The 25,503-nt window shown below is 44.9% G+C and carries 25 protein-coding genes and 1 pseudogene; 16 read left to right on the top strand and 10 right to left on the bottom strand.

The window, feature by feature from the left end; all coding sequences use genetic code 11:
- The first annotated feature begins 1 nt into the window (after position 1).
- The 7 genes and pseudogenes from thiD to PLE7327_RS22525 all read left to right on the top strand — a co-directional run bounded on the left by thiD (position 2) and on the right by PLE7327_RS22525 (position 4,676).
- Complete coding sequence (gene thiD, locus PLE7327_RS03615; protein WP_015142503.1) at positions 2-814, top strand: bifunctional hydroxymethylpyrimidine kinase/phosphomethylpyrimidine kinase; 813 nt, start codon at positions 2-4, stop codon at positions 812-814.
- 5 nt (positions 815-819) lie between these two features.
- Positions 820-1,323, top strand: coding sequence for a hypothetical protein (locus PLE7327_RS22530; RefSeq protein WP_015142502.1), 504 nt, complete (start codon positions 820-822; stop codon positions 1,321-1,323).
- Positions 1,324-1,359: 36 nt separating this feature from the next.
- A pseudogene (locus tag PLE7327_RS26340) lies at positions 1,360-1,422 on the top strand (hypothetical protein); the annotation flags it as partial.
- 37 nt (positions 1,423-1,459) lie between these two features.
- Complete coding sequence (locus PLE7327_RS26335; protein ID WP_371265156.1) at positions 1,460-1,555, top strand: hypothetical protein; 96 nt, start codon at positions 1,460-1,462, stop codon at positions 1,553-1,555.
- On the top strand, positions 1,552-1,767 hold the full coding sequence (locus PLE7327_RS03605) for a hypothetical protein (protein WP_015142501.1): 216 nt from the start codon (positions 1,552-1,554) through the stop codon (positions 1,765-1,767). Before PLE7327_RS26335 ends, PLE7327_RS03605 begins: the two co-directional genes overlap by 4 nt.
- Positions 1,768-1,787: 20 nt before the next feature.
- A complete protein-coding gene (gene hisS, locus PLE7327_RS03600) occupies positions 1,788-3,068 on the top strand; it encodes a histidine--tRNA ligase (protein ID WP_015142500.1) in 1,281 nt (426 codons plus the stop codon).
- Between the two features lie 87 nt (positions 3,069-3,155).
- Positions 3,156-4,676 (top strand): hypothetical protein, encoded by a 1,521-nt coding sequence (locus PLE7327_RS22525; protein ID WP_015142499.1) that lies wholly within the window; start codon positions 3,156-3,158, stop codon positions 4,674-4,676.
- A 363-nt stretch (positions 4,677-5,039) separates the two neighbouring features.
- On the opposite strand, the gene PLE7327_RS03590 is transcribed toward PLE7327_RS22525, so the two are convergent.
- Positions 5,040-5,876 carry a class I SAM-dependent methyltransferase gene (locus PLE7327_RS03590; RefSeq protein ID WP_015142498.1) on the bottom strand — a complete coding sequence of 279 codons (837 nt, stop codon included), beginning with the start codon at positions 5,874-5,876 and terminating at the stop codon, positions 5,040-5,042.
- A gap of 35 nt (positions 5,877-5,911) precedes the next feature.
- On the opposite strand from PLE7327_RS03590, the gene PLE7327_RS03585 reads away from it, so the two are divergent.
- Positions 5,912-6,532 carry a DUF938 domain-containing protein gene (locus PLE7327_RS03585; protein WP_015142497.1) on the top strand — a complete coding sequence of 207 codons (621 nt, stop codon included), beginning with the start codon at positions 5,912-5,914 and terminating at the stop codon, positions 6,530-6,532.
- A gap of 78 nt (positions 6,533-6,610) precedes the next feature.
- Here the strand turns inward: PLE7327_RS03585 and PLE7327_RS03580 are convergent, their stop codons facing one another.
- Positions 6,611-7,189 carry a GNAT family N-acetyltransferase gene (locus tag PLE7327_RS03580; RefSeq protein ID WP_015142496.1) on the bottom strand — a complete coding sequence of 193 codons (579 nt, stop codon included), beginning with the start codon at positions 7,187-7,189 and terminating at the stop codon, positions 6,611-6,613.
- Positions 7,190-7,378: 189 nt separating this feature from the next.
- Between PLE7327_RS03580 and lysS the strand changes: the two genes are divergently transcribed.
- Entirely contained in the window at positions 7,379-9,097 is a 1,719-nt protein-coding gene (gene lysS, locus PLE7327_RS03575) for a lysine--tRNA ligase (RefSeq protein ID WP_041392734.1), read from the top strand.
- 51 nt (positions 9,098-9,148) lie between these two features.
- On the opposite strand, the gene PLE7327_RS03570 is transcribed toward lysS, so the two are convergent.
- Positions 9,149-9,655, bottom strand: coding sequence for a dual specificity protein phosphatase family protein (locus tag PLE7327_RS03570; protein ID WP_015142494.1), 507 nt, complete (start codon positions 9,653-9,655; stop codon positions 9,149-9,151).
- Positions 9,656-9,828: 173 nt separating this feature from the next.
- On the opposite strand from PLE7327_RS03570, the gene PLE7327_RS03565 reads away from it, so the two are divergent.
- The 3 genes from PLE7327_RS03565 (at position 9,829) to PLE7327_RS03555 (ending at position 12,712) form a co-directional block, all read left to right on the top strand.
- The gene (locus tag PLE7327_RS03565; RefSeq protein ID WP_015142493.1) at positions 9,829-10,911 is read left to right on the top strand and encodes a PotD/PotF family extracellular solute-binding protein; all 1,083 of its coding nucleotides are present in this window, start codon (positions 9,829-9,831) and stop codon (positions 10,909-10,911) included.
- Between the two features lie 27 nt (positions 10,912-10,938).
- The gene (locus PLE7327_RS03560) at positions 10,939-12,030 is read left to right on the top strand and encodes an ABC transporter ATP-binding protein (RefSeq protein WP_015142492.1); all 1,092 of its coding nucleotides are present in this window, start codon (positions 10,939-10,941) and stop codon (positions 12,028-12,030) included.
- A gap of 106 nt (positions 12,031-12,136) precedes the next feature.
- Positions 12,137-12,712 carry a hypothetical protein gene (locus tag PLE7327_RS03555; protein WP_015142491.1) on the top strand — a complete coding sequence of 192 codons (576 nt, stop codon included), beginning with the start codon at positions 12,137-12,139 and terminating at the stop codon, positions 12,710-12,712.
- Between the two features lie 60 nt (positions 12,713-12,772).
- Here PLE7327_RS03555 and PLE7327_RS03550 read toward each other — a convergent pair whose 3' ends face one another.
- Positions 12,773-13,582 carry a squalene/phytoene synthase family protein gene (locus PLE7327_RS03550; protein WP_015142490.1) on the bottom strand — a complete coding sequence of 270 codons (810 nt, stop codon included), beginning with the start codon at positions 13,580-13,582 and terminating at the stop codon, positions 12,773-12,775.
- 506 nt (positions 13,583-14,088) lie between these two features.
- On the opposite strand from PLE7327_RS03550, the gene PLE7327_RS23110 reads away from it, so the two are divergent.
- The gene (locus PLE7327_RS23110; RefSeq protein ID WP_015142489.1) at positions 14,089-14,313 is read left to right on the top strand and encodes a hypothetical protein; all 225 of its coding nucleotides are present in this window, start codon (positions 14,089-14,091) and stop codon (positions 14,311-14,313) included.
- Positions 14,314-14,521: 208 nt separating this feature from the next.
- Here the strand turns inward: PLE7327_RS23110 and PLE7327_RS03540 are convergent, their stop codons facing one another.
- From PLE7327_RS03540 to PLE7327_RS03520, 5 genes are all read right to left on the bottom strand, one after another.
- Positions 14,522-15,679, bottom strand: a complete 1,158-nt coding sequence (locus tag PLE7327_RS03540) for a glycosyltransferase family 4 protein (protein ID WP_015142488.1) — start codon at positions 15,677-15,679, stop codon at positions 14,522-14,524.
- 60 nt (positions 15,680-15,739) lie between these two features.
- Complete coding sequence (locus PLE7327_RS03535; RefSeq protein WP_015142487.1) at positions 15,740-17,092, bottom strand: MFS transporter; 1,353 nt, start codon at positions 17,090-17,092, stop codon at positions 15,740-15,742.
- A gap of 107 nt (positions 17,093-17,199) precedes the next feature.
- Positions 17,200-18,057 carry a DNA repair protein RecO gene (recO, locus tag PLE7327_RS03530; protein ID WP_015142486.1) on the bottom strand — a complete coding sequence of 286 codons (858 nt, stop codon included), beginning with the start codon at positions 18,055-18,057 and terminating at the stop codon, positions 17,200-17,202.
- Between the two features lie 107 nt (positions 18,058-18,164).
- Complete coding sequence (deoC, locus tag PLE7327_RS03525; protein WP_015142485.1) at positions 18,165-18,881, bottom strand: deoxyribose-phosphate aldolase; 717 nt, start codon at positions 18,879-18,881, stop codon at positions 18,165-18,167.
- A gap of 57 nt (positions 18,882-18,938) precedes the next feature.
- The gene (locus PLE7327_RS03520; protein WP_015142484.1) at positions 18,939-21,260 is read right to left on the bottom strand and encodes a DUF3488 and DUF4129 domain-containing transglutaminase family protein; all 2,322 of its coding nucleotides are present in this window, start codon (positions 21,258-21,260) and stop codon (positions 18,939-18,941) included.
- A 210-nt stretch (positions 21,261-21,470) separates the two neighbouring features.
- Between PLE7327_RS03520 and gor the strand changes: the two genes are divergently transcribed.
- The 3 genes from gor (at position 21,471) to PLE7327_RS03505 (ending at position 24,438) form a co-directional block, all read left to right on the top strand.
- On the top strand, positions 21,471-22,823 hold the full coding sequence (gene gor / locus PLE7327_RS03515; protein ID WP_015142483.1) for a glutathione-disulfide reductase: 1,353 nt from the start codon (positions 21,471-21,473) through the stop codon (positions 22,821-22,823).
- A 333-nt stretch (positions 22,824-23,156) separates the two neighbouring features.
- Complete coding sequence (locus PLE7327_RS03510) at positions 23,157-23,450, top strand: hypothetical protein (protein ID WP_015142482.1); 294 nt, start codon at positions 23,157-23,159, stop codon at positions 23,448-23,450.
- A 133-nt stretch (positions 23,451-23,583) separates the two neighbouring features.
- The gene (locus PLE7327_RS03505; protein WP_015142481.1) at positions 23,584-24,438 is read left to right on the top strand and encodes a M48 family metallopeptidase; all 855 of its coding nucleotides are present in this window, start codon (positions 23,584-23,586) and stop codon (positions 24,436-24,438) included.
- A 249-nt stretch (positions 24,439-24,687) separates the two neighbouring features.
- Here the strand turns inward: PLE7327_RS03505 and PLE7327_RS03495 are convergent, their stop codons facing one another.
- On the bottom strand, positions 24,688-25,146 hold the full coding sequence (locus PLE7327_RS03495) for a hypothetical protein (protein ID WP_015142480.1): 459 nt from the start codon (positions 25,144-25,146) through the stop codon (positions 24,688-24,690).
- Between the last annotated feature and the right edge of the window lie 357 nt (positions 25,147-25,503).

Here is a 25,503-nt window from a genome sequence, read left to right as displayed (position 1 = left end):
AATGAGTAAAGTTCCTATTGCTCTAACGATCGCTGGCTCCGATAGCGGTGGCGGTGCGGGAATCCAGGCGGATTTGCGCACTTTTGCGTTTCACTGCGTCCACGGCATGAGCGCGATTACCTGCGTGACGGCGCAAAATACGCTAGGCGTGACGCGAGTAGAGGCAATGAGTCCAGCCGCAGTAGCCGCTCAAATTGAGGCAGTGATGAGCGATATTGGAGCCAATGCGGCGAAAACGGGAATGTTGTTAAATCGAGAGATTATTGAAACGGTCGCCGAACAAGTTGAAAAGTGGCAACTGAAGCAGTTGGTCATCGATCCAGTGATGGTATCGCGCACGGGTGCCCAGTTAATCGACGACGACGCGATCGCGAGTTTACGCGATAAATTAATTCCTAAAGCGTTAATCGTTACGCCAAATCGCTATGAGGCACAGCTTTTAAGCGGCTTGGAAATTAATACCCTCGAAGATATGAAAGCAGCTGCCCAAATGGTGCATAAATTGGGAGCAGGGGTAGTTTTAGTCAAAGGGGGCGGTATGATGGGAGAATGGCGAGGGGTTGATGTTTGGTTTGATGGCGAGCATTGGGAAACTTTAACGACGGAAACCGTCGATACCTCTAATACTCACGGAACGGGCTGTACCCTTTCGGCAGCGATCGCGGCTAATTTAGCCTTGGGCAAAGATCTTTGGCTCGCAGTCGAGCAGGCGAAGAACTACGTGACGACAGCCTTAAAGTATGCTCTCGATATCGGTCGAGGCACGGGTCCAGTGGGGCACTTTTTCCCGTTACGCTTAGAGAAAAATAGCTAAAACGCATGACAGCTAATTCGCGGAGCCAGTCTCCAAACCCCTTAGCCAAAAATCTTTCTTCCTCTTCAAATTTTTATGCTCCCTCAGTGCCGCTTTCCGTTTATCGAGAACTGGTAGAAGAACTTCAGATAGCTCAAGCACGGGAAGAAACCTTGTATGCACAAAATCGGGAACTTGTCAAGAAAAATCAACAACTTCGACAAGAAATCGAACGAGTGATTCATTACGCACAGCATTTACAGGAGGTTATTGCAGCGCAAGATGCGAATATCGCTTCCCATAACGTGCCGACTCCGTCACCGCTTCCCCAATCGCCAGCCGCCGGGGATGACAAGCAACAAATTATAGAAGTAGAGAGCGATCGCTCTCGTTATGCATCTCAATCGAATAGCGACGGCACAATGAATGGTTGGGTATTGGCGATCGCGCTGATTATCATTGTTGTCACCTCTTGTCTGGGAACATTTTTAATCGTACATTCGCGCTTGGGCAGCAGTAGCGAGCGCTAAAGTTCGAGAAATCGGGTAAATTGAAAATACGATCGTATTAGCAAGAAAACAGCTATTCTTCCGACATCAGCACGGGCTCTAGTTTGCTTTATTTTGTGCCAGCGATTAACCGATATGTATCGACCCATATTTCATAGTGCGTCTGGACGAACGCACGGAATACATATTCATTTTGGCTGGGGAAGAGACAGAAATTGTTATAGACAGCGATGGTAAGTGGGAGTTTCAATGACGCAGCCAAACTTTTATCAGATGAGTAGAACAGAACTTCGTGCCTATATTCTTAAGCATAAAGATGACAAACGAGCTTTTCATGCCTACATGGACAAACTCGCAAACGAGCCAGTTTTGGCATCTGGAACCCTAGAAGATTTAGAAGATCCACATCGCTTTGCCGAACTTCTTGAGACAATCCAAAGAGCTAAAAAGCAAAATAATCAGTAATTTTGAAGGTTTATTCCCCAATGGGTGCAATTCAAGCAATACGAGGAACGCGAGATATTCTGCCAGAAGAAATTGGTTATTGGCAGCAAGTAGAAACGGTAGCGGCACAAATTCTCAGCCGGGCGCTTTATCAAGAAATTCGCACGCCAATTTTCGAGCAAACCGAACTATTTGAGCGAGGAATCGGCGAAGCGACCGATATCGTGGGAAAAGAAATGTATACGTTTCGCGATCGCGGCGATCGCTCGATTACCTTGCGCCCCGAAGGAACGGCGGGAGTCGTTCGCTCTCTAATCGAACACAAACTCCTAACGAGTGGAGGAGTGCAGCGCCTTTGGTATAAAGGCTCGATGTTTCGCTACGAACGTCCTCAAGCAGGTCGCCAGCGACAATTCCACCAAATCGGAGTAGAACTTCTCGGCAGTGCCGATCCTAGAGCAGACGTAGAAGTGATTGCCATTGCTACTGACTTGTTGCAAGCGCTAGGACTGAAAAACCTCAAACTCGATCTTAACTCGGTGGGTAGAGGGGAAGACCGCATCGCCCATCGAGAGGCTTTAGTTAATTATTTCACGCCCTACAAAGACGAGTTGGATAAAGACTCACAAGAACGCTTACATCGCAATCCCTTGCGCATTTTAGATAGTAAGGATGAAAAAACTCAAGCAATCGCTCAAAATGCACCCAGAATTATCGATCATCTCAGCAATGAATCTCGACGGCATTTCGATCGCGTGCAGCAGTTATTAACCGATCTCGGTATCGAATATCAAATCAATCACTGCTTAGTGCGCGGATTGGATTACTACACCCATACAGCTTTTGAGATTAAATCCGACGATTTGGGGGCGCAATCTACCGTTTGCGGTGGCGGTCGCTACGATGGCTTGGTGGCAGAATTGGGAGGACCCGATACGCCTGCCGTGGGTTGGGCAATCGGCATGGAACGCCTGATTTTATTGCTGCAAAAACTCGTCTCAGCACCTGCCCTAGTTCCAGATTTTTATGTTGTCTCGAAGGGAGACTCAGCAGAAGCCCAAGCTTTAATTTTGGCGCAAAAGTTACGCAGTGTTGGATTTAGAGTAGAGTTAGACTTAAGCGGCAGTGCCTTTGGCAAGCAATTCAAACGAGCCGATCGCAGCGGTGCCATAGCTTGTTTAGTCTTAGGAGACTCAGAAGCTCAAAACAACACCGTCCAATTAAAATGGATGGCAACTCAAGTTCAACAAGCGATCGCTCAGTCCGATCTGCTCAGTAATCTAGACAACTTAAAACAAGAAATTGAAAGGCACAAAAACTAGCGAGCGACCGTCATTAACAGCAACCAGTAAACAGCAAGCGAAATCTAACCGCAAGTAACTTTACTGATACTGAATTACTGATTACTGATGAAGCGCTGGGAGTTCCTCATACAACAAGAAGGCGATCGCGCTTGGCTTTCGGTCGAAGAGCCAACCCTAGAACTTGAAGAAGGCAGATATCGAATTGTCGCCCGCGCCAATCGCTCCAATCTCGATGTCGAAATTCGCGTTGCCCATCAAATTGAGGAAAACGGTCGAATTGTGCAACATTGCGATAAGTATTCCCGTCGCACCAACTCGGAAGGATTAGTTACAATTCTTCCCTTCACCGATTTAACGCCCGGCTGTTGGGAAATCCGCTGCCGTGGCGACATAATGTCCGAGTTACTAGGTGAATTCTGGCAGGAGAGCATGCAACTAAAAATCGTTTCTAAACCGCTCGCTAGCAACTGGGAACCTCAATTCCTTCCCCATCCTTCTACCCCTTCCCCTAATCCCTATCTACAGCAGTTAGAACAACTGTTGCGCAACGAGATCGAACCAATGTTGGGAGAAGGCGCTTCTTCCTCAGATGAGACAGACAAGAAAACCGTTCTCTGTTTTAAATCTCCCTCCTTTGTTTGTTTGGAAGAGGAGAAATCAGCAGAAGCGATCGCGCCCCTATCGCCAGAAGACGGGGACATAGAGATAAAGACGTTTGCCCAAGAAGAAACGATTGATTCTGTAAAGATAGCTGACTTTCTCTGGCTCAGTTTTGCTAAGATTGCCGCTCAAGAGTTGCAGATCGTCTTGGAGCAAGATACGGTTGTCAGAGGCAAAGGAAAGGCGATCTCGATTTCTGGACGCATTGAAGCCCTCAACCCCAATTTATCCAAAAATCTAGAGTCGGTTCTTCTGGGCAAGCTGCTTTACGAACTTTGTAACCCGGAAACTGGCGAAATTTGCATCGCCCTCGTCCAATCGCTTCCCGAAACAACTTTGCCCCATGCCTTTAACTGTTGCTTAGAAATCCCCAGCGACTGGGATGTTCCGCTTGCGATCGGAACGGTTATCTTAGAAACGGCTGCTGGTTTTGCTTCCATTCGCGAACCGTTTATCGTGATTACCGAAGCGCAGCAAGCGCCAGCAGAAGTTCAACGTCCAACTAACTACGCGATCGCACTTCCCGACTCTGCCGAGGAACTTTCCCTCACGATTAACTATCTTCTTGCTGAAGAAGCCAAAACTCCACCGCTAAATCTAGATTTGCCCGAACCGAGTAAAATGACCAAAAAACTCGAACCATCGAAATCTCCTTCGGGTCAAATTTTACCGCCAAAGCTTGTTTTCTCTGACGCGACTGAAGAGATTAAACTTCCTCAACTTCCACCCCTTCCTAAACCTCAACCCACCCCCTCGCCAGAAGCGATCGACGATACTCCCGTTGAATCGGACCAACTCGACTTTTCCGAAAGAGAGATGCTAGAGAAAGCGGATTCGGTAGCGTTTAGCCAACCAACTCTTTCGGTAGAAGAAGCTTTTCAATCTTTGCACTTAGAAGAACGTTTTCTCTTACGCCTCAATTCTATAGCCGAGCAAGAAACGGAGGCAAATGTGAGTTCGGAGTAGAATCTCCCCTCGATGTTCTATCACTGCCTTATATTTAAAGTCATCTAAAGACGACTGGATAAATGTCTAAGTTCATTTTAATGAACTTGATATATAAGACGGGGAATTTATTCCCCGGAAGCTAATGCGACTAAAAGATTAATTTTTTTGTCTGTTGGTTTTAACCGACTTTAGCTTTGAGCTAGGAAATTAATTCTCTGGCGGATTTCTAATATTTGCTCCATTTAATTAACCGTAAATTGCCTTGCGTCCGCCCTTTTGGGCGCTGCGCTTTGCGCAATCGTCAAGGGAAGCGAGCAGAATGCTCGCACTACCTGCCATTATAGTTATTCAATCGGATTTGATATGACCACTAACCAATAACTAATCACTAACCTTAATTGCTAACGCAGGGTAAACGACGATACTGGCAGCACTTTCTTGTAAATCCGGGATAGAACGGAAAAATTCTGAGCCCGATCGCCATCTTTTCTCATCTTTTCTCAACTTCTCAGTCATTTGTGAAATGGTCGGTGCTAACCAAGCATAAATATATTCAATAAAATCGCGTAGTTCCTGACTATTTTCTCCTTGAAAATAATGGAAAGCCCAAGGGGAATTATTAACTCGACTAAACCCAGTTTTTTGCAGCAGTAATCCCAATCTTCTACCAATATAAGGATTGCCTCCAGAGTAAATCAGCAGTTCGCATAGTGTATCTTGTAAATATCGATAATCGGCTGACTCTGGATAAATCAGAATAGTCCGATAATCGGTTTCATTAAGCATAATCGTGCCTCCAGGTTTGAGAACGCGATATGCTTCTTGCAAGATGGGTTCTGGATTAGAAATATGTTCTAAAAACCAAATATTATAAATATGGTTAAAGTTTTTATCAGTCCAAGGAAGCTGGGAAGCATTGCCAACTCGTAGATCGACCTCCAATAAACCGAGATTTTCTAAATGCTGCCTAGCATAAGCAATTTGCGATGCTTGTAAATCGATACCCGCTAACTGCAACTGAGGAAAAGCTTGTCCTAACACTCCAAGAACTGCCCCCGCACCGCAGCCAATTTCTAAAATGCGATCGCCTGGTAGAAGCTTAACATCTCTGAGAATTAGTTTTTCTCGCCAATACCGCGCTTGCTCTATCAAACGCTGTTGTTCTTGGGCTGTATAACCATGAATATAATTTTCAGTTTGATTAGATTGTGCTTCCATATTTAAATTGTTAATCCAGACTAAAGTAGCGCCCTATGAATACACCGACAGATGCACGACAGTATGCACCTGCCACGCAACGCAACCGAGAACCTATTCTAGAAGTCTTATTGCGAGTACTGCCTCCTAGCGGCAATATCTTAGAAATTGCTAGCGGAACGGGAGAACATGCTGTCTTCTTCGCACCGCGCCTCGGACCTCGCCAATGGATTCCCTCTGACCCCAATCCGCTTTTGCTCTCAAGTATCAATGCTTGGCGCGATCGCAATCCATCGGATAATTTACATCCACCATACCAGATAGACGCGCGGGATTCCCTTTGGTCGATTGAAGAGACAGGAATTCCTGTAAACGCGATCGTTAACATTAACATGATTCACATATCTCCTTGGTCGGCTTGTTTGGGACTGATGGCGGGGGCAAATCGCTTGCTGTCTCCCGGCGGCATTCTCTACTTGTATGGACCTTTCAAGCAAGACGGAGAATACACATCCTCTAGCAATCTCGCCTTCGACGAATCGTTACGCGCTCAAAATCCAGAATGGGGAGTCCGCAACCTAGAAGATGTCGTCAAAGCAGCTAATGCCGAAGACTTAAATTTATTAGAAGTCATTCCAATGCCAGCTAATAACCTATCTGTAGTGTTTCAAAGGTGAATGGTGAGAAGTCGGAAATCTTTAAGAATTCGGAACTCGGAAGTATGTCTCCCGGTCCCCTTGTCTCCCCGTCCCCCATCAAAGGTGACGGCGAGGGGTTCGGAATCCAGAACGTTCGGCTTTATCGCGCTCGTAAGCAATTAATCTGCCATAGTATTCATGTTTGCTTAAATTCATCGACATAAAAATATGCTTGCGAGCATTGCCAAACCCTTTTCGGGCAAAAAACTTAACCGCAGAAACATTTTTAGGATCGGTATCGGCTAGCATATAGCGAACGCCATCTTCAATCATGCGTTCTATCAATTTATCCACCAGCTTGTCAGCAACTCCCCGACGCTGGAAATTCTTGTCCACTCCCAACCAAATAATATAACCGTAAGTCCAGGCTGCTTTGCTGATAATTGTTCCCAAGATGAAACCTGCCAACTGCCCGTCTACCTTCGCGACTAAACAGTATTCAGGGTCGGTATTGTAGGGTCCAATTACTTCCCACTCATCCCAAGTGCGATAGAGATAGGGATATAGTTCGCTAGTGAACAAACTTTCTCCGAGATGAAAGACGGGCGCGATATCGTCAATCGTCATATCGCGCACTTCGATAATGCAAGACGAATTCGATGTTAAGTTGGAATTGGTCTCGGAATCGGCGTTCATAAAAAATAAAAAAAATTAAAGGAACAATTATTATCTAGAAGATCTTATCTAGAAGAAGTTGTATAATGACAGAGCATTTTAGTCGATAGGAGCAAAAACCGACTATAATTAGATTATCCATTTTGCTCCGAAAAAAGGCAAAAAACTGTTAAATCTATTCCCAATAAAGTTTGTTAACTATTGATGGCCATGAGTTCAGATCGATCCCAAGAATCACAGCAACATTCTACCCTAGATGAAATTCGCGCCACACGTCTTGAGAAAGTCGAACAACTAAAAAAATTGGGATTGAATCCCTATGCTTATAAATGGGAAACGACTCATCGCGCAGCAGAATTACAGGATAAATATGCAGACCTTACTAATGGAGAAGAAGTTGGAGTAGAAGTCTCTGTCGCCGGTCGAATTATGGCTCGTCGGATCATGGGAAAAATTGCGTTTTTTAATCTTCAAGATGAGACCGGAACTATTCAACTTTATTTGGATAAAAAAAGAATTCAGGAAACAATGGCAGAGATTCCTAATGCCTTTAATACCCTGATAAAACTAACAGATACCGGAGATATTTTAGGAACAAAAGGAACGATTAAACGGACAGAAAAAGGCGAACTTTCTGTTTATGTCAGCGAATATACAATTCTGACGAAATCCTTGTTACCTTTGCCAGATAAATGGCATGGATTGACTGATACAGAAAAGCGCTATCGCCAGCGTTATGTCGATCTCATCGTCAATCCTGAAGTTAGACAAACCTTTCGCCGTCGCGCTCAAATTACTGCTTCGATGCGTCGCTATTTGGAACAACAAGGTTTTTTGGAAATAGAAACTCCCGTGCTACAAAGCGAAGCAGGCGGTGCGGAAGCACGTCCGTTTATTACCTATCACAATACCCTAGACATGGATTTATATCTCCGCATCGCGACGGAATTACATCTGAAGCGATTGATTGTCGGCGGATTTGAAAAAGTATTTGAACTCGGACGCATTTTCCGCAATGAAGGGGTTTCTACCAAGCACAATCCTGAATTTACAATGATTGAGGTTTATCAGGCGTATGCTGACTACAATAATATGATGGTGCTGACGGAGAATATTATTACTAATGTAGCCCAAGAAGTTTTAGGCACTTTAAAAATTAATTATCAAGGACAAGAAATTGACCTGACGACTCCCTGGCGGCGAGTAACTATGCACGAGTTAGTGCAGGAAAAAACGGGGGTGGATTTCGCATCATTTAAAACATTGGATGAGGCAAAAACAGCAGCGAAAAAAGCAGGCATTGAAATTCCAGAAGATTGCGATTCTATCGGAAAACTTCTCAACGAAGCTTTTGAACAAAAGGTAGAAGAAAGCTTAATTCAACCAACTTTTGTTGTCGATTATCCAGTTGAAATTTCACCGCTAGCCAAACCTCATCGTTCTAAACCTGGATTGGTGGAACGGTTTGAATTGTTTATTGTCGGACGGGAAACGGCTAATAGTTTTTCTGAGTTAACCGATCCTATCGATCAACGAGAAAGATTGGAAGCCCAAGCAGCCCAAAAAGCAGCAGGCGATCTAGAAGCGCACGGTGTCGATGAAGATTTCCTAGCTGCATTAGAATATGGAATGCCTCCTACTGGCGGCTTAGGAATTGGAATCGATCGCCTGGTAATGTTATTAACCGATTCTGCTAGCATTCGCGACGTAATCGCCTTCCCGCTACTCAAAACTCACAGTGCCGTTATTAAATCCTTCGACTACGATTCAAAACAGAAAATTCTGAAAGTTGAATTTGCTAGCGGCAGCATCTACAAATATCACGACGTTCCCGAATCAATCTATAAGGAGTTGCAAAATGCTCCTTCAAAGGGTCAGTATTTTAATGCTCAAATTCGAGATAAATTTGGCTTCGATCGCGAGCTATAAGTGGGCGATATCAATTGTTGATTGTAGCGCTAAATAAAGCGTTACTACAAACTAACCTCCAAAAGCTAAACGACAATTATTAAGAAGTTCATTAAGAGCCTTGACAACTTTGAAAGGATTTTTTCCTTGTGTAACGGCTGCGATCGCTTCTTGATTTGATAATCCCTGAAAACTTACCAACCATGCGGCTAACAAGTGCCCCGTTCGTCCAATGCCGCCAGAACAGTGGACGACAACTTTCTCGCCCTTTTTGTCTGCTTGTGCTAGAAACGGCAGTATTTTCTGAGTCAGCGTTTCTAGGTCGCACAGATGAAAATCTTCAATTGGAGTCCAGCAAACACAATGGCTACCAAATTCTTGTTTATACTTTCCCAAAAGATCTGAGTAACGATTGAGTTGACTATCGGCAAGCAAACAACAAACTCGCTTGATGCCTTGACGCTTTATAAACGCGATCCAATCGCTTACTTCTTTATCAGAATTTCCCGGTTTTGACGCCCAAAATACGATTAGCTCGTTCTCTCTAGCAGAAGCGAATTTATACGTTTTTTTATGCATTATAAATTATCAAAGCGACGCAGCCTCAATTCCTAAGCGTTCCTGACACTATACTGTAATATTCCTTAATATTAGCAACAAGTTTAATTCTGCTGACATTGAGAGGCGATCGCGATCGCCGTAGCTCTTTTTGCTTTATCATGTCAATCGATAATATTTACAACTACGAATAAATGAAAAAGATATTTGTCTTTCTGCTTCTCTTTATTGTTGGCGTAACTTTACCCTTTGGTTGTGCGGCCAATCAATCTAACTTTAGAAGGGAAAATAACAGCCAAGAAAACGTTCTCAGCGTCTACAATTTTTCAGCCTATATAGATCCGGCAATGATTAAAGAATTTGAGCAAAAATATAGCGCCAAAGTCAAATATGACACCTACGAAAGCATGGACGATCTCTATGCCAAGCTAAAACCAGGAAATCCTGGCTATGATGTGATTTTTCCCAGCGATTACATGGTAACGATTATGGGGAAAGAAAATTTAGTCGAGGAACTCAACCTAGCCAATATCCCCAATCTTAAAAATCTCGATCCGAAGTTTCTTAAAGCACCCTTCGATCCAGAGAATAAATATAGTCTTCCCTACCAATGGGGAACAATGGGATTCGGATACAACATTCAAAAAACTGGCGGCGAGATCGATAGCTGGGCAATGGTTTTTGACCCTAAATATAAAGCAAAAGTCGCGTTGATGGATGAATTGCGAACGATGATGGGCGCAATCTTAATCTACCTAGGTTACGATGCCAATACGACTAATCCCGACGAGATAAACAAAGCTAAAGATTTTCTGATTCAACATAAAGATAACATTGCCGCTTTTGCACCAGATACGGGTCAAATGCTCCTCGACCAGGGGGAAGTTGATATTGCCGTCGAGTGGAGCGGCGATATCTTCCAGATTATGGAAGAAAACCTGAATATCCGTTATGCAATCCCTAAAGAAGGAGCGGTCATTTGGATAGATAATATGAGCATTGCTAAGGGCGCTCCTCACAAAGAATTAGCCGAGAAATTCATCAACTTTCTCCTCGAACCCGAAGTAGGTGCTAAGATTTCTAATTTTATCAAATATGCTACGCCCAACAAAATGGCATTAGAAAAAGGTTTAATTAACAAAGAAGATTTGAAGAATCCAGGGATTTACCCATCAGCTGAGACATTTGACAAAATGACTTTTATTAAAGATGTTGGCGAAGCTAATCAACTATACGACCAAGCCTGGACGGAAATTAAAGCCGAAATTGGCGGGTAAATTTTAGATTTCAAATAGGGGGTGGGAATGCAAGCAGTTGAGTTAGTAGAAGTTTCCAAGTCTTTTACAAGTTCTCGACACAAGGAATTTTTGGCGGTAGACCGACTAAATTTGCAAATCGCTCAAGGGGAATTTTTCTCGCTTTTGGGACCTTCTGGATGCGGTAAAACGACAACTTTGCGAATGCTAGCCGGGTTTGAGCTACCTACGTCGGGAGACATTTATATATACGGCAAACCGATGGAGCAACTGCCTCCCTTCCACCGTCCCGTCAATACGGTCTTTCAGAATTATGCCCTTTTTCCCCATTTAACCGTTACCCAAAACGTTGCCTTTGGACTAGAGATGGAAAAATTGCCTCGCGCTCAAATTCGCAGCCGAGTGGCAGAGGCGTTGGAAATGGTCAAGTTGAATGGACTAGAAAAACGCTATCCTCGCCAACTATCGGGAGGACAGCAGCAACGAGTAGCGCTAGCGAGAGCGCTTGTCAAGCAACCGAAGGTATTGCTACTAGACGAACCACTAGGCGCTTTGGATTTAAAGCTGCGTAAAGAAATGCAGATAGAATTAAAGCACTTGCAGCAGCAGGTGGGTATTACTTTTATCTATGTCACCCACGACCAAGAAGAAGCCTTAACCATGTCCGATCGCATGGCGGTGATGTCAGAAGGTAAAATTTTACAAGTAGGAGAGCCAATCGAAATCTACGAAGAACCCAATTCCCGCTTCGTCGCTGATTTTATTGGAGAAACGAATCTGTTGACGGGAAAAATTATAGAACAACAGGGCGAGCAAGCCATTGTCCTAGTCGATGAAACCCTACCGATAAAAGTATCCTATCGCGATCGCCTCTCAGTAGGACAGATAGCTACGATCGTCATTCGTCCCGAAAAAATCACAATTTCTTCCCCTCAAGAAGGCGATCGATCCGGTTGGCTGGCAAAAGTAGAAGAAGCGGTTTATATTGGAACGGATACGCGCTATTTGGTTCGCTTGACCGAACAAACTGTCATTACTATTCGCCAACAAAATTTGCATCGCAGTCGCATCCATTTTTATCAACCCGGAGAAAAAGTTCAAATTAATATCTCTCCAGAAAATATGCGTCTGATTCTCTAGTTCCAACAAATCATTACTTCTTTAGTTCGGAATCGAAGCCAATAACCGTGTAGTTACTTCTGCCAAGCTGCTACTAGATCGTTAAAATTGAAGGATTCGTTCCATCATGACTAACCAACCGATACGCCATATTAAATCCGAAGATTCTCTCGACCGCTGTGCCAGAGAATTTCTAGAAGTGCTGCTACAAGATGAAGCTTGCTATCTTTGGAATCCAGCTGAACCCGAAACCGAAGCTTACTTTGAAAGATTAGAACAAAATTTTTCTCTCCTAGACTCCCTGGATTCAGAAGAAATCGCCCCCCAAGCAGAAAAGTTTTATAATTGTCTGCATCAGTGTTGGGAATCGGCAGAAATTTTTCAAGCTAAGCAATCGATCCTGCAAAGGTTCGGTAATCTCGTTCCCTCTGATTGGATAGATGCGATCGCCGAACAAGCCACTCGCATTATTTCTGAAAATCTTTCTCCCATCGAGCGCTTGGTGGCGTGCGTCAACCCCCTACTATCGAACTGGGGAGAAGAAGATTTACAAGTTTTTGCTCGTCCTTTAGTCTATGCCATGCGCGGCGACAATGGCGTTAAAGTTGCGCCTTGGGACGAACTATCCGAGATTGAAAAAGTCCGTCTCACCATGAAGATCGCTCAGGAAGTTCTCACCGAATTACAACAGACTAACCAATAATAAATTATATTATGAATTCTGAATTTTCAATCATTCATAATTCAGAATTCATATTTTTTATCAATGCGTTGCCCGTTCGACAAGCGTCAAGACATCGCTGCGACTTAATTTATCTTTTCCCAGGGCTAAAACCTCTAAGGTGCCATAAGCTAATGCCAGGGGAATTTTACAGAAGTCGAGTGCCGGACCGGGAGGAAGAGCATTTGTGTATCCTTCTGCCAGCTTCAAGTTGCGATGCGCATAGGCGTGCATCTCTTCGTCGCGCCAACCGTCGGGAAAGAAATTTACGTCTCGACTGAGATCCTCGCTGCGGTTGCGGATAATGTTAACTGCTTGTAGGCCTCGACCAAAACCGATCGCACAGGTGCGATCGCTGCGAGTTCCATCGTACCACGCCCACAAGTCCGACAACAGCAAACCAACTGCCCCAGCTACGCTAAAGGTATAGCGATCTAAATCCGATTCTGTATGAATTTCCCAGTTATTCTCAGCCCAATATGCCATTCGATCTGCCATGGCTGCCGTCGCATCCCAAATGCGCGGCGCGATGGTTTTAGGTGCGAGTAATGCCCATTCTCCAATGCGAAGAGTCACCTCCGGCAGGAGAATGTAGTCAGCTAACCCAGCCGAAAAATACTCGATCGCGCTACTATCGGTACCAGCTTGCAAGTTGAGGCTAATTCCGCGCAACAGCTTGGCTTTGGTAAAATTATCTAGCTCTGGGCAATCTTCTATTTCATCGATGGCACGCATGCACAGATAAGCTGATGCTACTGCTTCCTGGAGTTTTGACGGCAGAAGGCTAATAGGGATATAAAATGTTCTACTCGTTTGTTTGAGAACTTCTAGAGCATTATCGCGTAAATTCATTCAGTTATCTCCTCACGCCCACTTTTGCTTGGGTATACATTTGCGATGCGATGGACTCAGACTATGCTAAATTTTTACATCTTAAGAGGGTGATAGGTAAACTTGATTTTTTTTATGGCTAATTTGTAGCATCAAATGATACACTGTTTCAGCCAACTTTTTCTATAACCTACCTAACTCCTTTTTGATTTTTTAGCTCAACTATTGCGATCGCCTGCCAGTGGCTATCTTGGTTAAAAGCGCGTTGTAGGAATTTCGTTATCGATCTATCACTCTTGAGATTTATCACAAAAAAGTTTTATGTCAAGGAAAATTTCGCTGAGAATTGTATTAGTCAAAATTTGTCGAGCGAAGATTGACACTTAGGGAAAAAATTATGTATAGTTATAGAATGGGCTTAAAAAATTATCGCTATAGCTATCGGCAAGCATCGAAATGCGAGGTAGAAAAAGCGAGATTTAAAGCGAAGAAATGCACTTGATATATGCGTCAAAAGGAACACGGCAATGCTTGTGCTTTCACTAATTACTCTGGCTATCGCCTCGATTGCGGCTTTTGTGAGTTTCAACACTAGAGAGGAAGTTTTCAAGGCAGCCATGGGGTGTACGGCTGTAATCTTCTCCTTTTTAACGCTCTTGCTTGCTCCCTGGGCGCTTAAGCTGGCAATTGTAGCCATTCCTCTAGCGATCGACAGGATGAACAACTGGTCAACCGAAAAATCGATTAATTAGTTATAAATAGAGAATTTCGAGCAAAAAAGCGGCGATCGCGCCAGTTTTCAGGACAAGACGACAGACAACGCAGCGCTACAAACGAACCGATAGTTTTTTTATTTTTTCCTCAAACGCAGCTTTAGCAGCTAAAAAGGGCTTTTTGGTAGAGAAAAGCAAACGCGAAAAAGACACAGGAGTTGATGCCGCGTCCTTATTTGCTATCAAATTAAGTTAACTTGTCGAGTAAACGAGATTGTCTATCGTTGAGCACATCAGCATAAAGTTTTTCCAGCTTGGTGATATTGTGACAAAGAGTATAGCGTTCCAAAACTCGCTCTCTGGCTTTTTTCCCCAGTAGCTTAGTAATTTCTGGATGATCTTGAAAGAGTGGAAGCAGGGTTTTTAATTGAGTCGTAACCCCCTGAGTCTTGATAATGATCCCTGCACCATCTTCTAGGACTTCCCCATCCGCACCGGCATCGGTAGCAATACAAGCAATCCCACAAGCCATCGCCTCCAACAGAGAGAGAGACAATCCCTCCACCAGTGAGGGAAGAATAAATACGTCCGCCGCCCGCAAAATTTCGATGCGTCGATATTCTTCAGCGACGAATCCAAGCCAGATAATGCCGCATTCTTCATTGTAGAAGGGTCTTAAAGCGGCTGTAAGCGGTCCATCCCCAACGATAAGTAATTTGCTATCTCGATTCATATTCGAGTGCTTCCAAGCCTTTAAGAGGGCTTCTACGTTCTTTTCTGTAGAAATGCGACCCAAATAGACAAATAGGCGTTTGGCATCGAAGCGAGACTTGAGATCGGAGACTCCCGGCAAGTATTTCTGCACGTCAACGCCGTTGGGAATCACTGCCAACTTTGTCCGTGGCACGCCTAATTTAACGAGTAAATGTTGTTGCAAGCGCGAAAAAACTATCGTTTTGTCATAATTGGCAAGAAAAGGCGCGTAAAGCTGATAGGTCAAAAACTGAGTGCTGGATTTGAGGTTGCGAAGCTTGCTATCGAAGGGAGGATGAAAAGTCGCAATCAAAGGCAAATTCAGTTCTTCGCAAATTTCCGGCAGCCGAAAATCCAAAGGAGAAAGCGTTAGAGAAGCGTGTACTATGTCGGGTTTGAGTTTCGCAAGCGCTTGCGTTAAAACTTTACTCGATTTTGGAGTCGGAATCGTATAAACCTGAGACTTGTAGAAAAAGGGAAGAACGACTTCGGGGCAAGCGGGCCAGCCTTGGTCGCTAGATTCCGATTCTTCTTGAGCAAAATGAAGAAAACTGACTTGATAGCCGCGATCGAGCAGAGCATTGGTAACTTCTCTACCATAGGTAACGTTTCCGCAAAAGGGAGATTTTTTTCCCAGCCAAGCAATATGCATTCAGTTGACAATCTTAGGAAGAAATTAGACACCTTAACGAAGATTAAGAATATCTGACAACTAACCTCCCCATCTGTCAACTTTAGATGACTTTACAGATTCCAGACGAGCAACATACCAACTCAAGATTCCTCCAGCCCCAGTCAGGGCTGCTAAAGCCAAGAGAACGGGTTGCAAACCCAAAAACGTCTCTGCTACCCCTGCCACAGCCAACGGTAATGATAGAGCAATATTGACCGCATTGTTTTCTAAGCCAAAAACCTTGCCTCGCATATCGGGGGGCGTTTCTGCCAACAGTGTCGTTTGCATCGGCACTCCCACCAAAGCGGCAAAAGCTCCCAACAAAGTTGTCATCGCTAGCGCTAGCCAAAGGCTTTTCGTTGCGACGGACAAACCGATTAAAGAGGCAGCCATTCCCATCGACCCCCAAAGGCTCAATTGAGCGTTGGCAAATCGTTGACCCCAATAAGCCAAGATAGCGGCATTGATTGCCAGTCCGACGCCGCCAGCCGCCAGTAAAAAACCGAATTGGTCGGCTTTCATTGCCGGAATGATTTCTGCCATCCGTACTGCCAAAACGGACAAAGCAGCAAACACGGAAAAGAGAATGACTAACTGCATTAAAGCATTGCGAACGCGATGATTTTCTTGTAGATAGCGCACGCCATCTAAAATATCGTCAAAAATGTGGGGAGGTTCCGGGCGGAAATGTTCCGATTTTTCTCCAGTTCTCAAAAAGAGTAAGATTAATCCGGCAACGATATATGCGCCGCCTACGACCAAAACTTTACCAAAATTCCAGGATGCCGCCGACGTTCCCAAAAGGCGATCGGCGATCGCTAACAAAGGCTCTCCGATCGCAAACCCCACGATCAAGACTGCCATTGTCGTCGTGGTATTGAGGGAATTTGCCGCCAATAGGTGGCGATTCCTGACAACTAATGCTAGGGTAGCCTGTTCTGCTGGCGCAAAAAACTGAGTTAAGGTAGAAACCAAGAAAGTAACGGCCAACAAAATTAAAAATCCGACTGGCAAATCCATCCAGGTTTTTATGTCCTGAGAAAACCACAATAGAGTCGGCACGATTAAGACCAGAAAACCGCGCATCAGGTTAGAAACGACCAGCACCCCTTTTTTAAACCATCTATCTACATAAACCCCCGCTAGAGAACCAAACAACACGGCAGGAATAGTATTGGCGATCATAATTGCCGATACCCAACCGCTAATTGGTTGACCGACTGCTTTAAAGTGACTGTCAATGAAAGCAATCATCAACACCAGATAAAACTTATCGGCAAGCTGAGAAAAGATTTGACCTCCCCAGAGAGTCAAAAAGCGGGGATTTCTCAGCACGGGGGCAAACCCCTGACTGGAAGGTTGACGCGATGAATAGAGTGGTCGGCGATCCATAGATATAGACGACGGGCGAGGGTTGTCAGAGGGAGTTTCGTTCTGGTTCGATTCGGAGACTTGTATTCTCGATAAAGATCTTTACTAAAAAGATTTTAAGCGAATAGTTAAAATTCTAAGGGAGATAAAGCATCGACTAGGCTAGCAGAGCGAAAAGAACGACCGAAATGATACTGAGCGTAATCCCTTAAAAGGTGCTCTACCTTCACCCAAGCTACATCTAGCGGTAGCTTCAGAGATTCTGCCGCCAGAATTTGAGACGGTTCTGGCAAGGATTTAACTCCCAAATGTTGCAGTATACTTAGTTCTAAGGCACCCAGCTTCGCATTGACCTTGGGCAGAAAAGCCTCAGAGGCATCGGTTAGAGTTTGAGTTGCAGTTCGAGCGATAGCTCCCCGAACGGATAAATTAACCAGTCCGCCGCTTTCAAAACTAAATCCTACTCGCCAACGCGGGTCGCTAAACTGAGGAATCAGAGATTTTTGGGTCAGGCAGCAGCGATGGACTTCCGGGGCAATTCCCGCGATCGCCAACAGGTGAAAAACGGCTTGAGCTAGATGAGCGACGAGGTTGCTAGAATTGGCAAATTGTTCGATGCGGCGCAAATGTTCGTTGAGCAATTCGTAGAGTTCTGCTTGGGGTTGCTCGCTGAGGGCAAGACAGAGTACTAATTCGGCTATGTACTGACTGGCAGTGAGTTTGCCCAGATCGCGACTCAAGCGCGGATAGGATTCTAGGGTTTCTGCTTGGGTAATTTTATCGAGCGATCGCCCTTTGGCAATTAATAATTGATTGACGACAAACAACTCACTTCTGCCCCGCAGCTTCGATTTATGCTTCCTTGCCCCCGGTGCAACAGCCCTAATTAAGCCGAATTCTGGCGAAAGAATCGTCAAGAGGCGATCGGCTTCCCCTAGCGGCATCCCTTTGAGAATAATTCCGGTGGCTTGATAAGTTCGAGTCATTGGTCATTGGTCATTGGTTATTGGTTATTGGGGATTAGTTAGTAGTGAGTGGTTAGTCGTTAATTGTCTCCCCACACCTCCCACACTCCCCACACCCCCGTCTCCCCCTACTCCCTCTCCTCGGTCCTCCGTCCTCTGCTCTCTGTCCTTAAAACGCCTCCTTCTTCTTGCTGTCGAACGAGATCGACTCCGCGAGAGGTTCCCAGCCGAGTTGCCCCAGCAGCTATTAATTCTAAAGCTTGTTCGAGAGTGCGAATTCCCCCAGAGGCTTTGATTCCTATCTGTCCTTTAGTAATATTTTGGAGGAAACGAACGTCAGCGACGGTAGCCCCACCAAACCAACCCGTATTCGTCTTTAAATATCCTACTCCAGCATCCATACAAATTTCGGCAGCTAGCCGTTTTTCTGTCTCGGTGAGAAGAGCTGTTTCTAAGATAGCTTTAACCGTTTTTCCAGTTTCCTCGCAGATAGAGGCGATTTCACGATAGATTTCTTCCGATCGCCCCGCTTTTAACCAGCCTAAATTAATAACGACATCGAGTTCGGTTGCGCCATTCTCGACAGCTTCTTGCGCTTCGTAAAGTTTAACGGCTGAGGTGGTCGCCCCGGTAGGAAACCCGATGACGGTGCAGATTTGCGTTCGTTTTCCATGCAGCAGTTCGGCTGCTTGTTTCACGGCAGTCGGATACACGCACACTGCCGGAAAGTGGAAGCGATCCGCTTCGGCACAGCACTGTTCTACTTGTTCGGGGGTAGCTGTAGGGTTGAGCAATGCATGGTCGATATAGTTGGCAATATCAATTTCCGAACCCGCTACAGTCATCTTCGCTCCTCCTAAAGGACTCCCTGTTCAATTGTTGCAGAATTTACATAGCTTTAGTCATTGGTCATTAGTCATTTGTCCTTCTTCTAACTTTTCAATTCGAGTAATTCTTCTCAAACTCCGAATCAATGCGTTGATTTGCTGGCGAAGATAATCGAGATTTTGTCCTTGTTCGCCATAACGCCAGCGCACGTAAGCTTGTGAGATTTCCTCAATAATTTCAGCCGCAGCAGAAGAGTAGTTCTGCTCGATCGCGCGTGCATATTCCAAAGGAGTTTGGGCGGGATGCTTGGGGTAGCCTTTTGCCTTTAACTCCTCCAGCATTTGCCGATACAGCCTCTCCATTGGCGGTAACTTGGCGAGGTGACGGCGATACCCCCAACGCCTTACTTGGTTAAAGCCAAGCCATCCCAAGAATCCTAACGCGATCGCTGCAATTATTCCCACCAGCACGCCGATGAGACTGCCAGAAATGAAGCGCCACAACCCGCCTAGAATTCTCAAGAATCCCCGAAGAATTTCGCCCCACAGAATACTAATAAAACTGACGATTGGAGAGGGCAACCAACCGGCTACCCAGTTCCACAACTGTTTGAGAACGCTGAAGGTTTGGTCTTCTTCAAAGGATGGAGGAATCAATTCGTGCCCCGGAATCGGATCGAAGGCGAACCAGCCGTAATTGGGAAAATAAACTTCCGTTAGGGCATAGGCATCGGTATTGCGAACGATATAGTATCCCGTAAACGGATTGAACTGTCCGGGTGCAAACCCTACCGTTAATCTTGCCGGAATGCCTAGAGAACGCAGCATCACCGTTAAAACCGTAGAAAAGTGGTCGGGATAGCCACCTTGATAGCGAAAAAGAAAGGCTGTGATTAAATCTTCTTTTTCTGCCAAAAATGGTAGTTCTGGTTGAATTTGATAGTTTTGCTTGATTGCCTGTGCCAAAAAGAGAGATTTTTCGTAGGCAGAAGTCAGGGAGTTAGGCGATTTCGCCAAGAGTTCTTCGGCTTTTTGTCGTATTTTGTCTTTAATTTCGGATGGAATTTGTAGATAGTAATCTTTAATCTTTTTGGGATAGTTATCTGAAGCACGACCCAAAAGAGTACGATCACGGTAGGGCACTTGAGAGATTACGGTATAGGTTGCTCCCTCCATCAATCCAGCTGGCGATCGCAAGCTTCCTTCGGGATCGATGGCAATTTCTTTTGTTGGAAAGAAGACATATTTTGGATACGATAGCGCGGGAATGATATTGGGCAAATCAGAAACCATCGTATAACTCTGAATCACCTGTTTTGTCCTGCCGCGAGTTGGCGGAGGCGAAATAAAAAATCGATAGGACCAGCGAGAACGCCAAATGTCTTGGAGTTGGTCTTGTCGGGAGACTTCCCATCCCTGTCCCGTATAGCGATCGAAGGACATGACCCGCCAAAATCCGGGCGCTTGGGAACGAACCCGCATGACAATTTCGGGTTCCATTTCTCCGCGCAGATTTTGGTTCATTTGGCTGTTAAAGCCATAATAATACTTGCGATCGATTTCACCCGCGCCTTGTTGTTGGGTTGTGCCTCCTCCTGCGCCAGTTTCTCTCGCTTTCCCTTCTCTCACGTAACCGGGATTGACAATATCGCGGTTTTCGCTATCAAAACTTCGATCTTGCATATCCACTGGACTGCTGACGGGAAAGGTTTGTAGCTGATAGCCAGGAAAGCGAGGCATGAGGGCAAAGATCGCTAGTCCTACCGCGATAATGATGACTAGAAAAAGGAAAAGGTGTTGAGGAGAAAGGGGAGAGAAATGAGAGGACGGAGGAAAAGTAAGCTTAATCTTCTCAAGACCGAGACGGGAGCGATAGTCTAGGATTAGAGTAGGGAGAGCGATCGCCAGAAAAACGATTAGCCAAGGGGCAAACGCCAAAGTTTGAGATACCGTTCCTGCTACCCCTAACAAAATTAAGCCGATAACCATGGAGTAGCCCAAGTCCTTGCGCCGAGGCAGATCGAAGCTGTGCAAAACTTGGAGTTGAACGAGTAATTCTGCCAGGGAGATGCGACTGTCGCTTAAATTGACGACCAAATTTCCCAAAAAAACGACTAACACCACCATCATTCCGATGGCAATTAAAAATTTAGCGGTAATATTGCGCTTCCGTCGTCGATACCAACTCCAGGTTGCCCCTACAATACTCAAAGGCACTGCCCACCAACTCATTTGAGTTTCAGCAGCTATGTCGGTAGCAATAATTCCAACAATGACTAAAGCTTGTACCAAAACCCGCAGCAGAATCGATTCTTCTGTCTTGGGTGGCGGCATGTCTTCCAGTCGCTGCCGGATTTGCTGAAAAAACGGTAGCTGTCGTAGCGATCTATTAACCATAGCTTGAGAAACAAAGCAGGAGAAGCCAAAATGTGTTTAATTTAAATTGTGAAGTATTTTTGCTATTTATTCCTCAGCAAATATTTTCCTTGTAAATCACGTATTTGATTTGCTCAATATTCAAGTTTGAGAATCGAGAATTTTGTCTGGTAGGGGATAGAGACTAACAAAGTAGACTAGAAAAGACCGAGCGAGGGAGTCGATTGAATTATGAGTTATGATTTCGATCTATTTGCGATCGGCGGGGGTTCTGGAGGAATTGCTGCTGCCAGACGCGCCGCAGAATACGGTGCCAAGGTTGGTATCGCAGAATTCGATCGCTTGGGAGGGACGTGCGTCAATCGAGGTTGCATCCCCAAAAAGCTAATGGTGTACGCATCCCATTTCCCTGATTATTTTCAAGACGCGGAAGGATATGGGTGGAGTCCGGTGCATAGTACCCTCGACTGGACAAAGATGATAACCGCCGTCAACCAGGAATTAGACCGCCTCAACGGGGTTTATCAAAGAATGCTAGACAATGCCAAGGTGAAACTGTTTAGAGGATATGCTCGCTTTCTCGACCCTCACACGCTCGAAATTGGAGATACAAAGATAACGGCAGATAAGATCTTAATTGCCGTCGGCGGTCATCCCGTCAGACCTGATATTCCAGGGAGCGAACATACGATCGTCTCGGACGATATGTTTCACCTCAAAGAACAACCCAAACGCATTGTCATTATTGGCGGTGGCTATATTGGCGTGGAATTCGCTTGCATCATGAACGGGTTGGGTTCCGAGGTGACGCAGATTATTCGCAGAGAGAAGATTTTGCGGGGATTCGATGAAGATCTTCGGTCTTGCGTTCAGGAGGCGATGGAGAAGCATGGCATCCGCATCGTGACCAATAGTACGCCGACGGCAATAGAAAAGACCTCCGAAGGATTGAAAATACACATGGAAAACGACAATGCCTCTGAAATTGTCGTTGCTGATGCCGTGAGTTTGGCGGCAACGGGACGCAAACCCAATTTGGCAAAGCTGGGTTTAGAAAATGCTGGCGTAGAAGTGAGTAACGGCGCGATCGCGGTTAATCAATACAGTCAGACTTCTTGCGAACATATTTATGCTGTAGGCGATTGCACCGATCGCATCAATCTGACTCCCGTTGCCATCAATGAAGGTCGCGCCTTTGCTGATACCCACTTTGGCGGCAAATCTCGCGTGATGAGTTATGAGAATATTCCCTCGGCAGTCTTTAGCACCCCAGAAGCAGCAACCGTAGGATTAACCGAGGCAGAAGCTAGGGAAAAATACGGCAATGATGCTATTAAAATCTATCGCGCTAAGTTTCGTCCCACTTATTACACCCTGACTGGCAAAGATGAAAAAACAATGATGAAATTGGTGGTTGATCGCAATACAGATAGAGTCTTGGGAGCGCACATGGTTGGCGACAATGCTGCCGAGATTATCCAGGGAGTTGCGATCGCAGTAAAAATGGGCGCGAAAAAATCTGATTTCGATGCTACAGTTGCCATTCACCCCACCGCTGCCGAAGAATTTGTCACCATGCGGTAAAAACCAGTCAAACCAATTCGCAATTTACAATTCGCAATTCGCAAAAGCTGTTCGGAAACGCGATCGCATTTCTTTATCAAAAAAATATTGCAGTTTCCTATAACCAAGACGGTTTTATTCTCCCAATTGCGAATTGGGATAACACTGCTTCACGAAATGCTACAATTCCCTATCTTTTTCATAACGATAAGCTGCCTTTTACCAAGTTTTTTAATAAAGATTTAAGATTTTTGACATTTCTGTCTGGACAAAGTAAATGCACCTATTGTAAAAAAGGAGCAAGAACAAAGACCTCGCTCTGCTCTTGCTCGGCAACTCTTTACTAGCTTGGAGATGAGTCTAGTGTCCAATTTAATCCGTTCTCTACTGCTAACCACCTTTTTAAGCTTTATCATGCCAATTATGGCAATCGGTACGCTACTAGCTGCTGCGTTCGCGATCGCTCACGTGCCGGGATTAACTGCTTTCGGACGCATCGGTTCCAGTCAAATTTGGGAATTTCTGGCAATTTTTGGCGGCGGGTATCCCCTTCAAGGAATTCTTGCTATCGGCTTTAGCTGCGGTATGGTAGGGTGTTTGTTCGATCTATACAACTTTTACCTCTATCAAGATTTGCGCAGCCAATAAGGCAGTTGCGCGATCGCTCCTATTTTTCCCGGTCAATCTAGCTAAACTAGGAATTAGACAAGCTCTGCCGTTTAAAAGAATCGGATGGCGCTTATCAAAACGATCTCCTCACTACAGTTTCGCCTAGTTGACCATGTTAAATCAACTCGATCGCTTTTTTGGTCGTTTTCGCCAAGGATGGATTTATATAATTTTGTCGCTTGCGATCGCTGGCACTTTAATCGTAAGCACTCCTAAACCAAGCTACGGAGGCTCTTGGCTAGATATCTTAATTAGGGGAGTTCAAGTTATCCAACTGTCCAGCATTTCAGACGAACAAGAAATCGAACTGGGCAAACAAATCGATCGCGAACTAACCCAAACAAAAAAAATTCGGATTTTGAGAAATCGCTCTCTCAACAGCTATTTGAATCAAATCGGACAAAGACTCGTGCCAGCGAGCGAGCGACCTAACATTCCCTATAAATTTCAGATCGTCAATGACAAACAAATCAATGCCTTTGCCACCGCGGGAGGTTATGTTTATATCAACAGTGGTTTGATGCAGAAAGCAGATAACGAAGCAGAGTTAGCTAGCGTCCTCGCTCACGAAATCGGTCATATCGCTGCTCGTCATGCGATCGACCAAATGCGAGATGCGGCAATCTCTCAAGGATTGCTTTCGGCAGCCGGACTCGAACAAGAGACTCTGGTCAATCTAGGCGTACAATTGGCAATTAGCCTCCCCAACAGCCGCGAAGATGAATTTGAAGCCGATAAACTGGGACTAGCTAATCTAGAAAAAGCAGGTTACGCTCCCTCAGCCATGGTGAGTTTTATGAAAAAACTTTTGGCTCAGAGTGACTCTGTCCCAACTTTTCTCAGTACTCATCCAAACGTCTTAGATCGAATCGTTGCCTTAGAGCAGTCAATCGATTCTAAGAAAGCAAATGCAGGCGATGGATTAGATAATCAAGCCTACAGAAACCGAATTCGCGCTGCTCTGTAACTGGTAGGGCGATAATATTGACCAAAACAATTGTCAATTTGTCAATTGGCAATTGTTAATTCCGGTTTTGAGCAAAAGATTTTTTCATGATGGCAAGCCCCTGCCGCAACTGCATGGGGTTAATTGCTCCCCGACGCGCACGCTGCGCAAGCCGCCCCTTCGCAGCGCGAGGAGCCTCGATGCGAACTGTTTATTGCGAATTATCTTGATGATTAGCTTCCCAGCGATCGCCAATCGCCTTAGTCAAACTTATCCTTTCTTGGGAACCTTGACCTGACGTGCCATGTTCTTAAACATATCTAAACTCGGGCCCGGTTTTCGTCGCGACATGGTAGGCATCATTAGATATTTATCGGCAAATTGAACGGTTTGAGTACCAACTTTGCCGTTGCTATCTTTTTTAAAGACTGCCGCTCTAATTATGGCTTCTGGGTCGGATGCCGCAGGCGCAGAAGCTTTAGGGGTTGGTTCTGGCGCAGCCTTAGCATTTTGTCCATTGTTCTTGACTGAGGTTTTCTTCGTCTTTTTCGCTTCGACAGGTGCGGCTTTTGGTGACTTGACCTCACTAGCTTGGCTAGATTCGGCTTTTTTCTCTTCTACTGGCTTGGCTGGTGCTTCTGTTTTATCCTTTGCAGGCTGCTGACTTTTGTTTTCGTCTAATTCAAGAAAATAAGCATCTTTTTTACCGCCAAATAACTTTTTAAACATTGACAACAACTCCGTCTGATGAGGTGAACTGTACAAATAATCGTTTGAGAAACCTGTTAGTTCCTGCTAAATCAATTTACATGAAATAGAAGTAGAAATCGAACACAAATTCGCTTGAAGAAGAGCTGAGAAACTAAGGGCAGACATGCCGTAATTCCCTGACAAGAATTAATTTTAATTAATTCTGTCTCTTTGTACTCGAATATTTTGGACGAGCGAGAAAGCGACTTTAGCAGTTATAAATTATCTGCTGGTTTCTCTCTCAAAAACAAGATAGAAGGTAAAAAAACTTTTTGCTTTCCAATAATTTTTTATTAAATTTATTGGTTAAAGCACAGGTTAACGAGGTTTCCCTTC

This window comes from Pleurocapsa sp. PCC 7327 (assembly GCF_000317025.1).
GTDB lineage: Bacteria > Cyanobacteriota > Cyanobacteriia > Cyanobacteriales > Microcystaceae > Hydrococcus.
This window is presented reverse-complemented; position numbering and strand designations above follow the sequence as displayed.

Excerpts from the sequence above, each read along its gene's own strand:
- thiD (WP_015142503.1), top strand. The coding sequence starts at position 2 with ATGAGTAAAGTTCCTATTGCTCTAACGATCGCTGGCTCCGATAGCGGT.
- PLE7327_RS22530 (WP_015142502.1), top strand. The coding sequence starts at position 820 with ATGACAGCTAATTCGCGGAGCCAGTCTCCAAACCCCTTAGCCAAAAAT.
- PLE7327_RS03605 (WP_015142501.1), top strand. The coding sequence starts at position 1,552 with ATGACGCAGCCAAACTTTTATCAGATGAGTAGAACAGAACTTCGTGCC.
- hisS (WP_015142500.1), top strand. The coding sequence starts at position 1,788 with ATGGGTGCAATTCAAGCAATACGAGGAACGCGAGATATTCTGCCAGAA.
- PLE7327_RS22525 (WP_015142499.1), top strand. The coding sequence starts at position 3,156 with ATGAAGCGCTGGGAGTTCCTCATACAACAAGAAGGCGATCGCGCTTGG.
- PLE7327_RS03590 (WP_015142498.1), bottom strand. The coding sequence starts at position 5,876 with ATGGAAGCACAATCTAATCAAACTGAAAATTATATTCATGGTTATACA.
- PLE7327_RS03585 (WP_015142497.1), top strand. The coding sequence starts at position 5,912 with ATGAATACACCGACAGATGCACGACAGTATGCACCTGCCACGCAACGC.
- PLE7327_RS03580 (WP_015142496.1), bottom strand. The coding sequence starts at position 7,189 with ATGAACGCCGATTCCGAGACCAATTCCAACTTAACATCGAATTCGTCT.
- lysS (WP_041392734.1), top strand. The coding sequence starts at position 7,379 with ATGAGTTCAGATCGATCCCAAGAATCACAGCAACATTCTACCCTAGAT.
- PLE7327_RS03570 (WP_015142494.1), bottom strand. The coding sequence starts at position 9,655 with ATGCATAAAAAAACGTATAAATTCGCTTCTGCTAGAGAGAACGAGCTA.
- PLE7327_RS03565 (WP_015142493.1), top strand. The coding sequence starts at position 9,829 with ATGAAAAAGATATTTGTCTTTCTGCTTCTCTTTATTGTTGGCGTAACT.
- PLE7327_RS03560 (WP_015142492.1), top strand. The coding sequence starts at position 10,939 with ATGCAAGCAGTTGAGTTAGTAGAAGTTTCCAAGTCTTTTACAAGTTCT.
- PLE7327_RS03555 (WP_015142491.1), top strand. The coding sequence starts at position 12,137 with ATGACTAACCAACCGATACGCCATATTAAATCCGAAGATTCTCTCGAC.
- PLE7327_RS03550 (WP_015142490.1), bottom strand. The coding sequence starts at position 13,582 with ATGAATTTACGCGATAATGCTCTAGAAGTTCTCAAACAAACGAGTAGA.
- PLE7327_RS23110 (WP_015142489.1), top strand. The coding sequence starts at position 14,089 with ATGCTTGTGCTTTCACTAATTACTCTGGCTATCGCCTCGATTGCGGCT.
- PLE7327_RS03540 (WP_015142488.1), bottom strand. The coding sequence starts at position 15,679 with ATGCATATTGCTTGGCTGGGAAAAAAATCTCCCTTTTGCGGAAACGTT.
- PLE7327_RS03535 (WP_015142487.1), bottom strand. The coding sequence starts at position 17,092 with ATGGATCGCCGACCACTCTATTCATCGCGTCAACCTTCCAGTCAGGGG.
- recO (WP_015142486.1), bottom strand. The coding sequence starts at position 18,057 with ATGACTCGAACTTATCAAGCCACCGGAATTATTCTCAAAGGGATGCCG.
- deoC (WP_015142485.1), bottom strand. The coding sequence starts at position 18,881 with ATGACTGTAGCGGGTTCGGAAATTGATATTGCCAACTATATCGACCAT.
- PLE7327_RS03520 (WP_015142484.1), bottom strand. The coding sequence starts at position 21,260 with ATGGTTAATAGATCGCTACGACAGCTACCGTTTTTTCAGCAAATCCGG.
- gor (WP_015142483.1), top strand. The coding sequence starts at position 21,471 with ATGAGTTATGATTTCGATCTATTTGCGATCGGCGGGGGTTCTGGAGGA.
- PLE7327_RS03510 (WP_015142482.1), top strand. The coding sequence starts at position 23,157 with ATGAGTCTAGTGTCCAATTTAATCCGTTCTCTACTGCTAACCACCTTT.
- PLE7327_RS03505 (WP_015142481.1), top strand. The coding sequence starts at position 23,584 with ATGTTAAATCAACTCGATCGCTTTTTTGGTCGTTTTCGCCAAGGATGG.
- PLE7327_RS03495 (WP_015142480.1), bottom strand. The coding sequence starts at position 25,146 with ATGTTTAAAAAGTTATTTGGCGGTAAAAAAGATGCTTATTTTCTTGAA.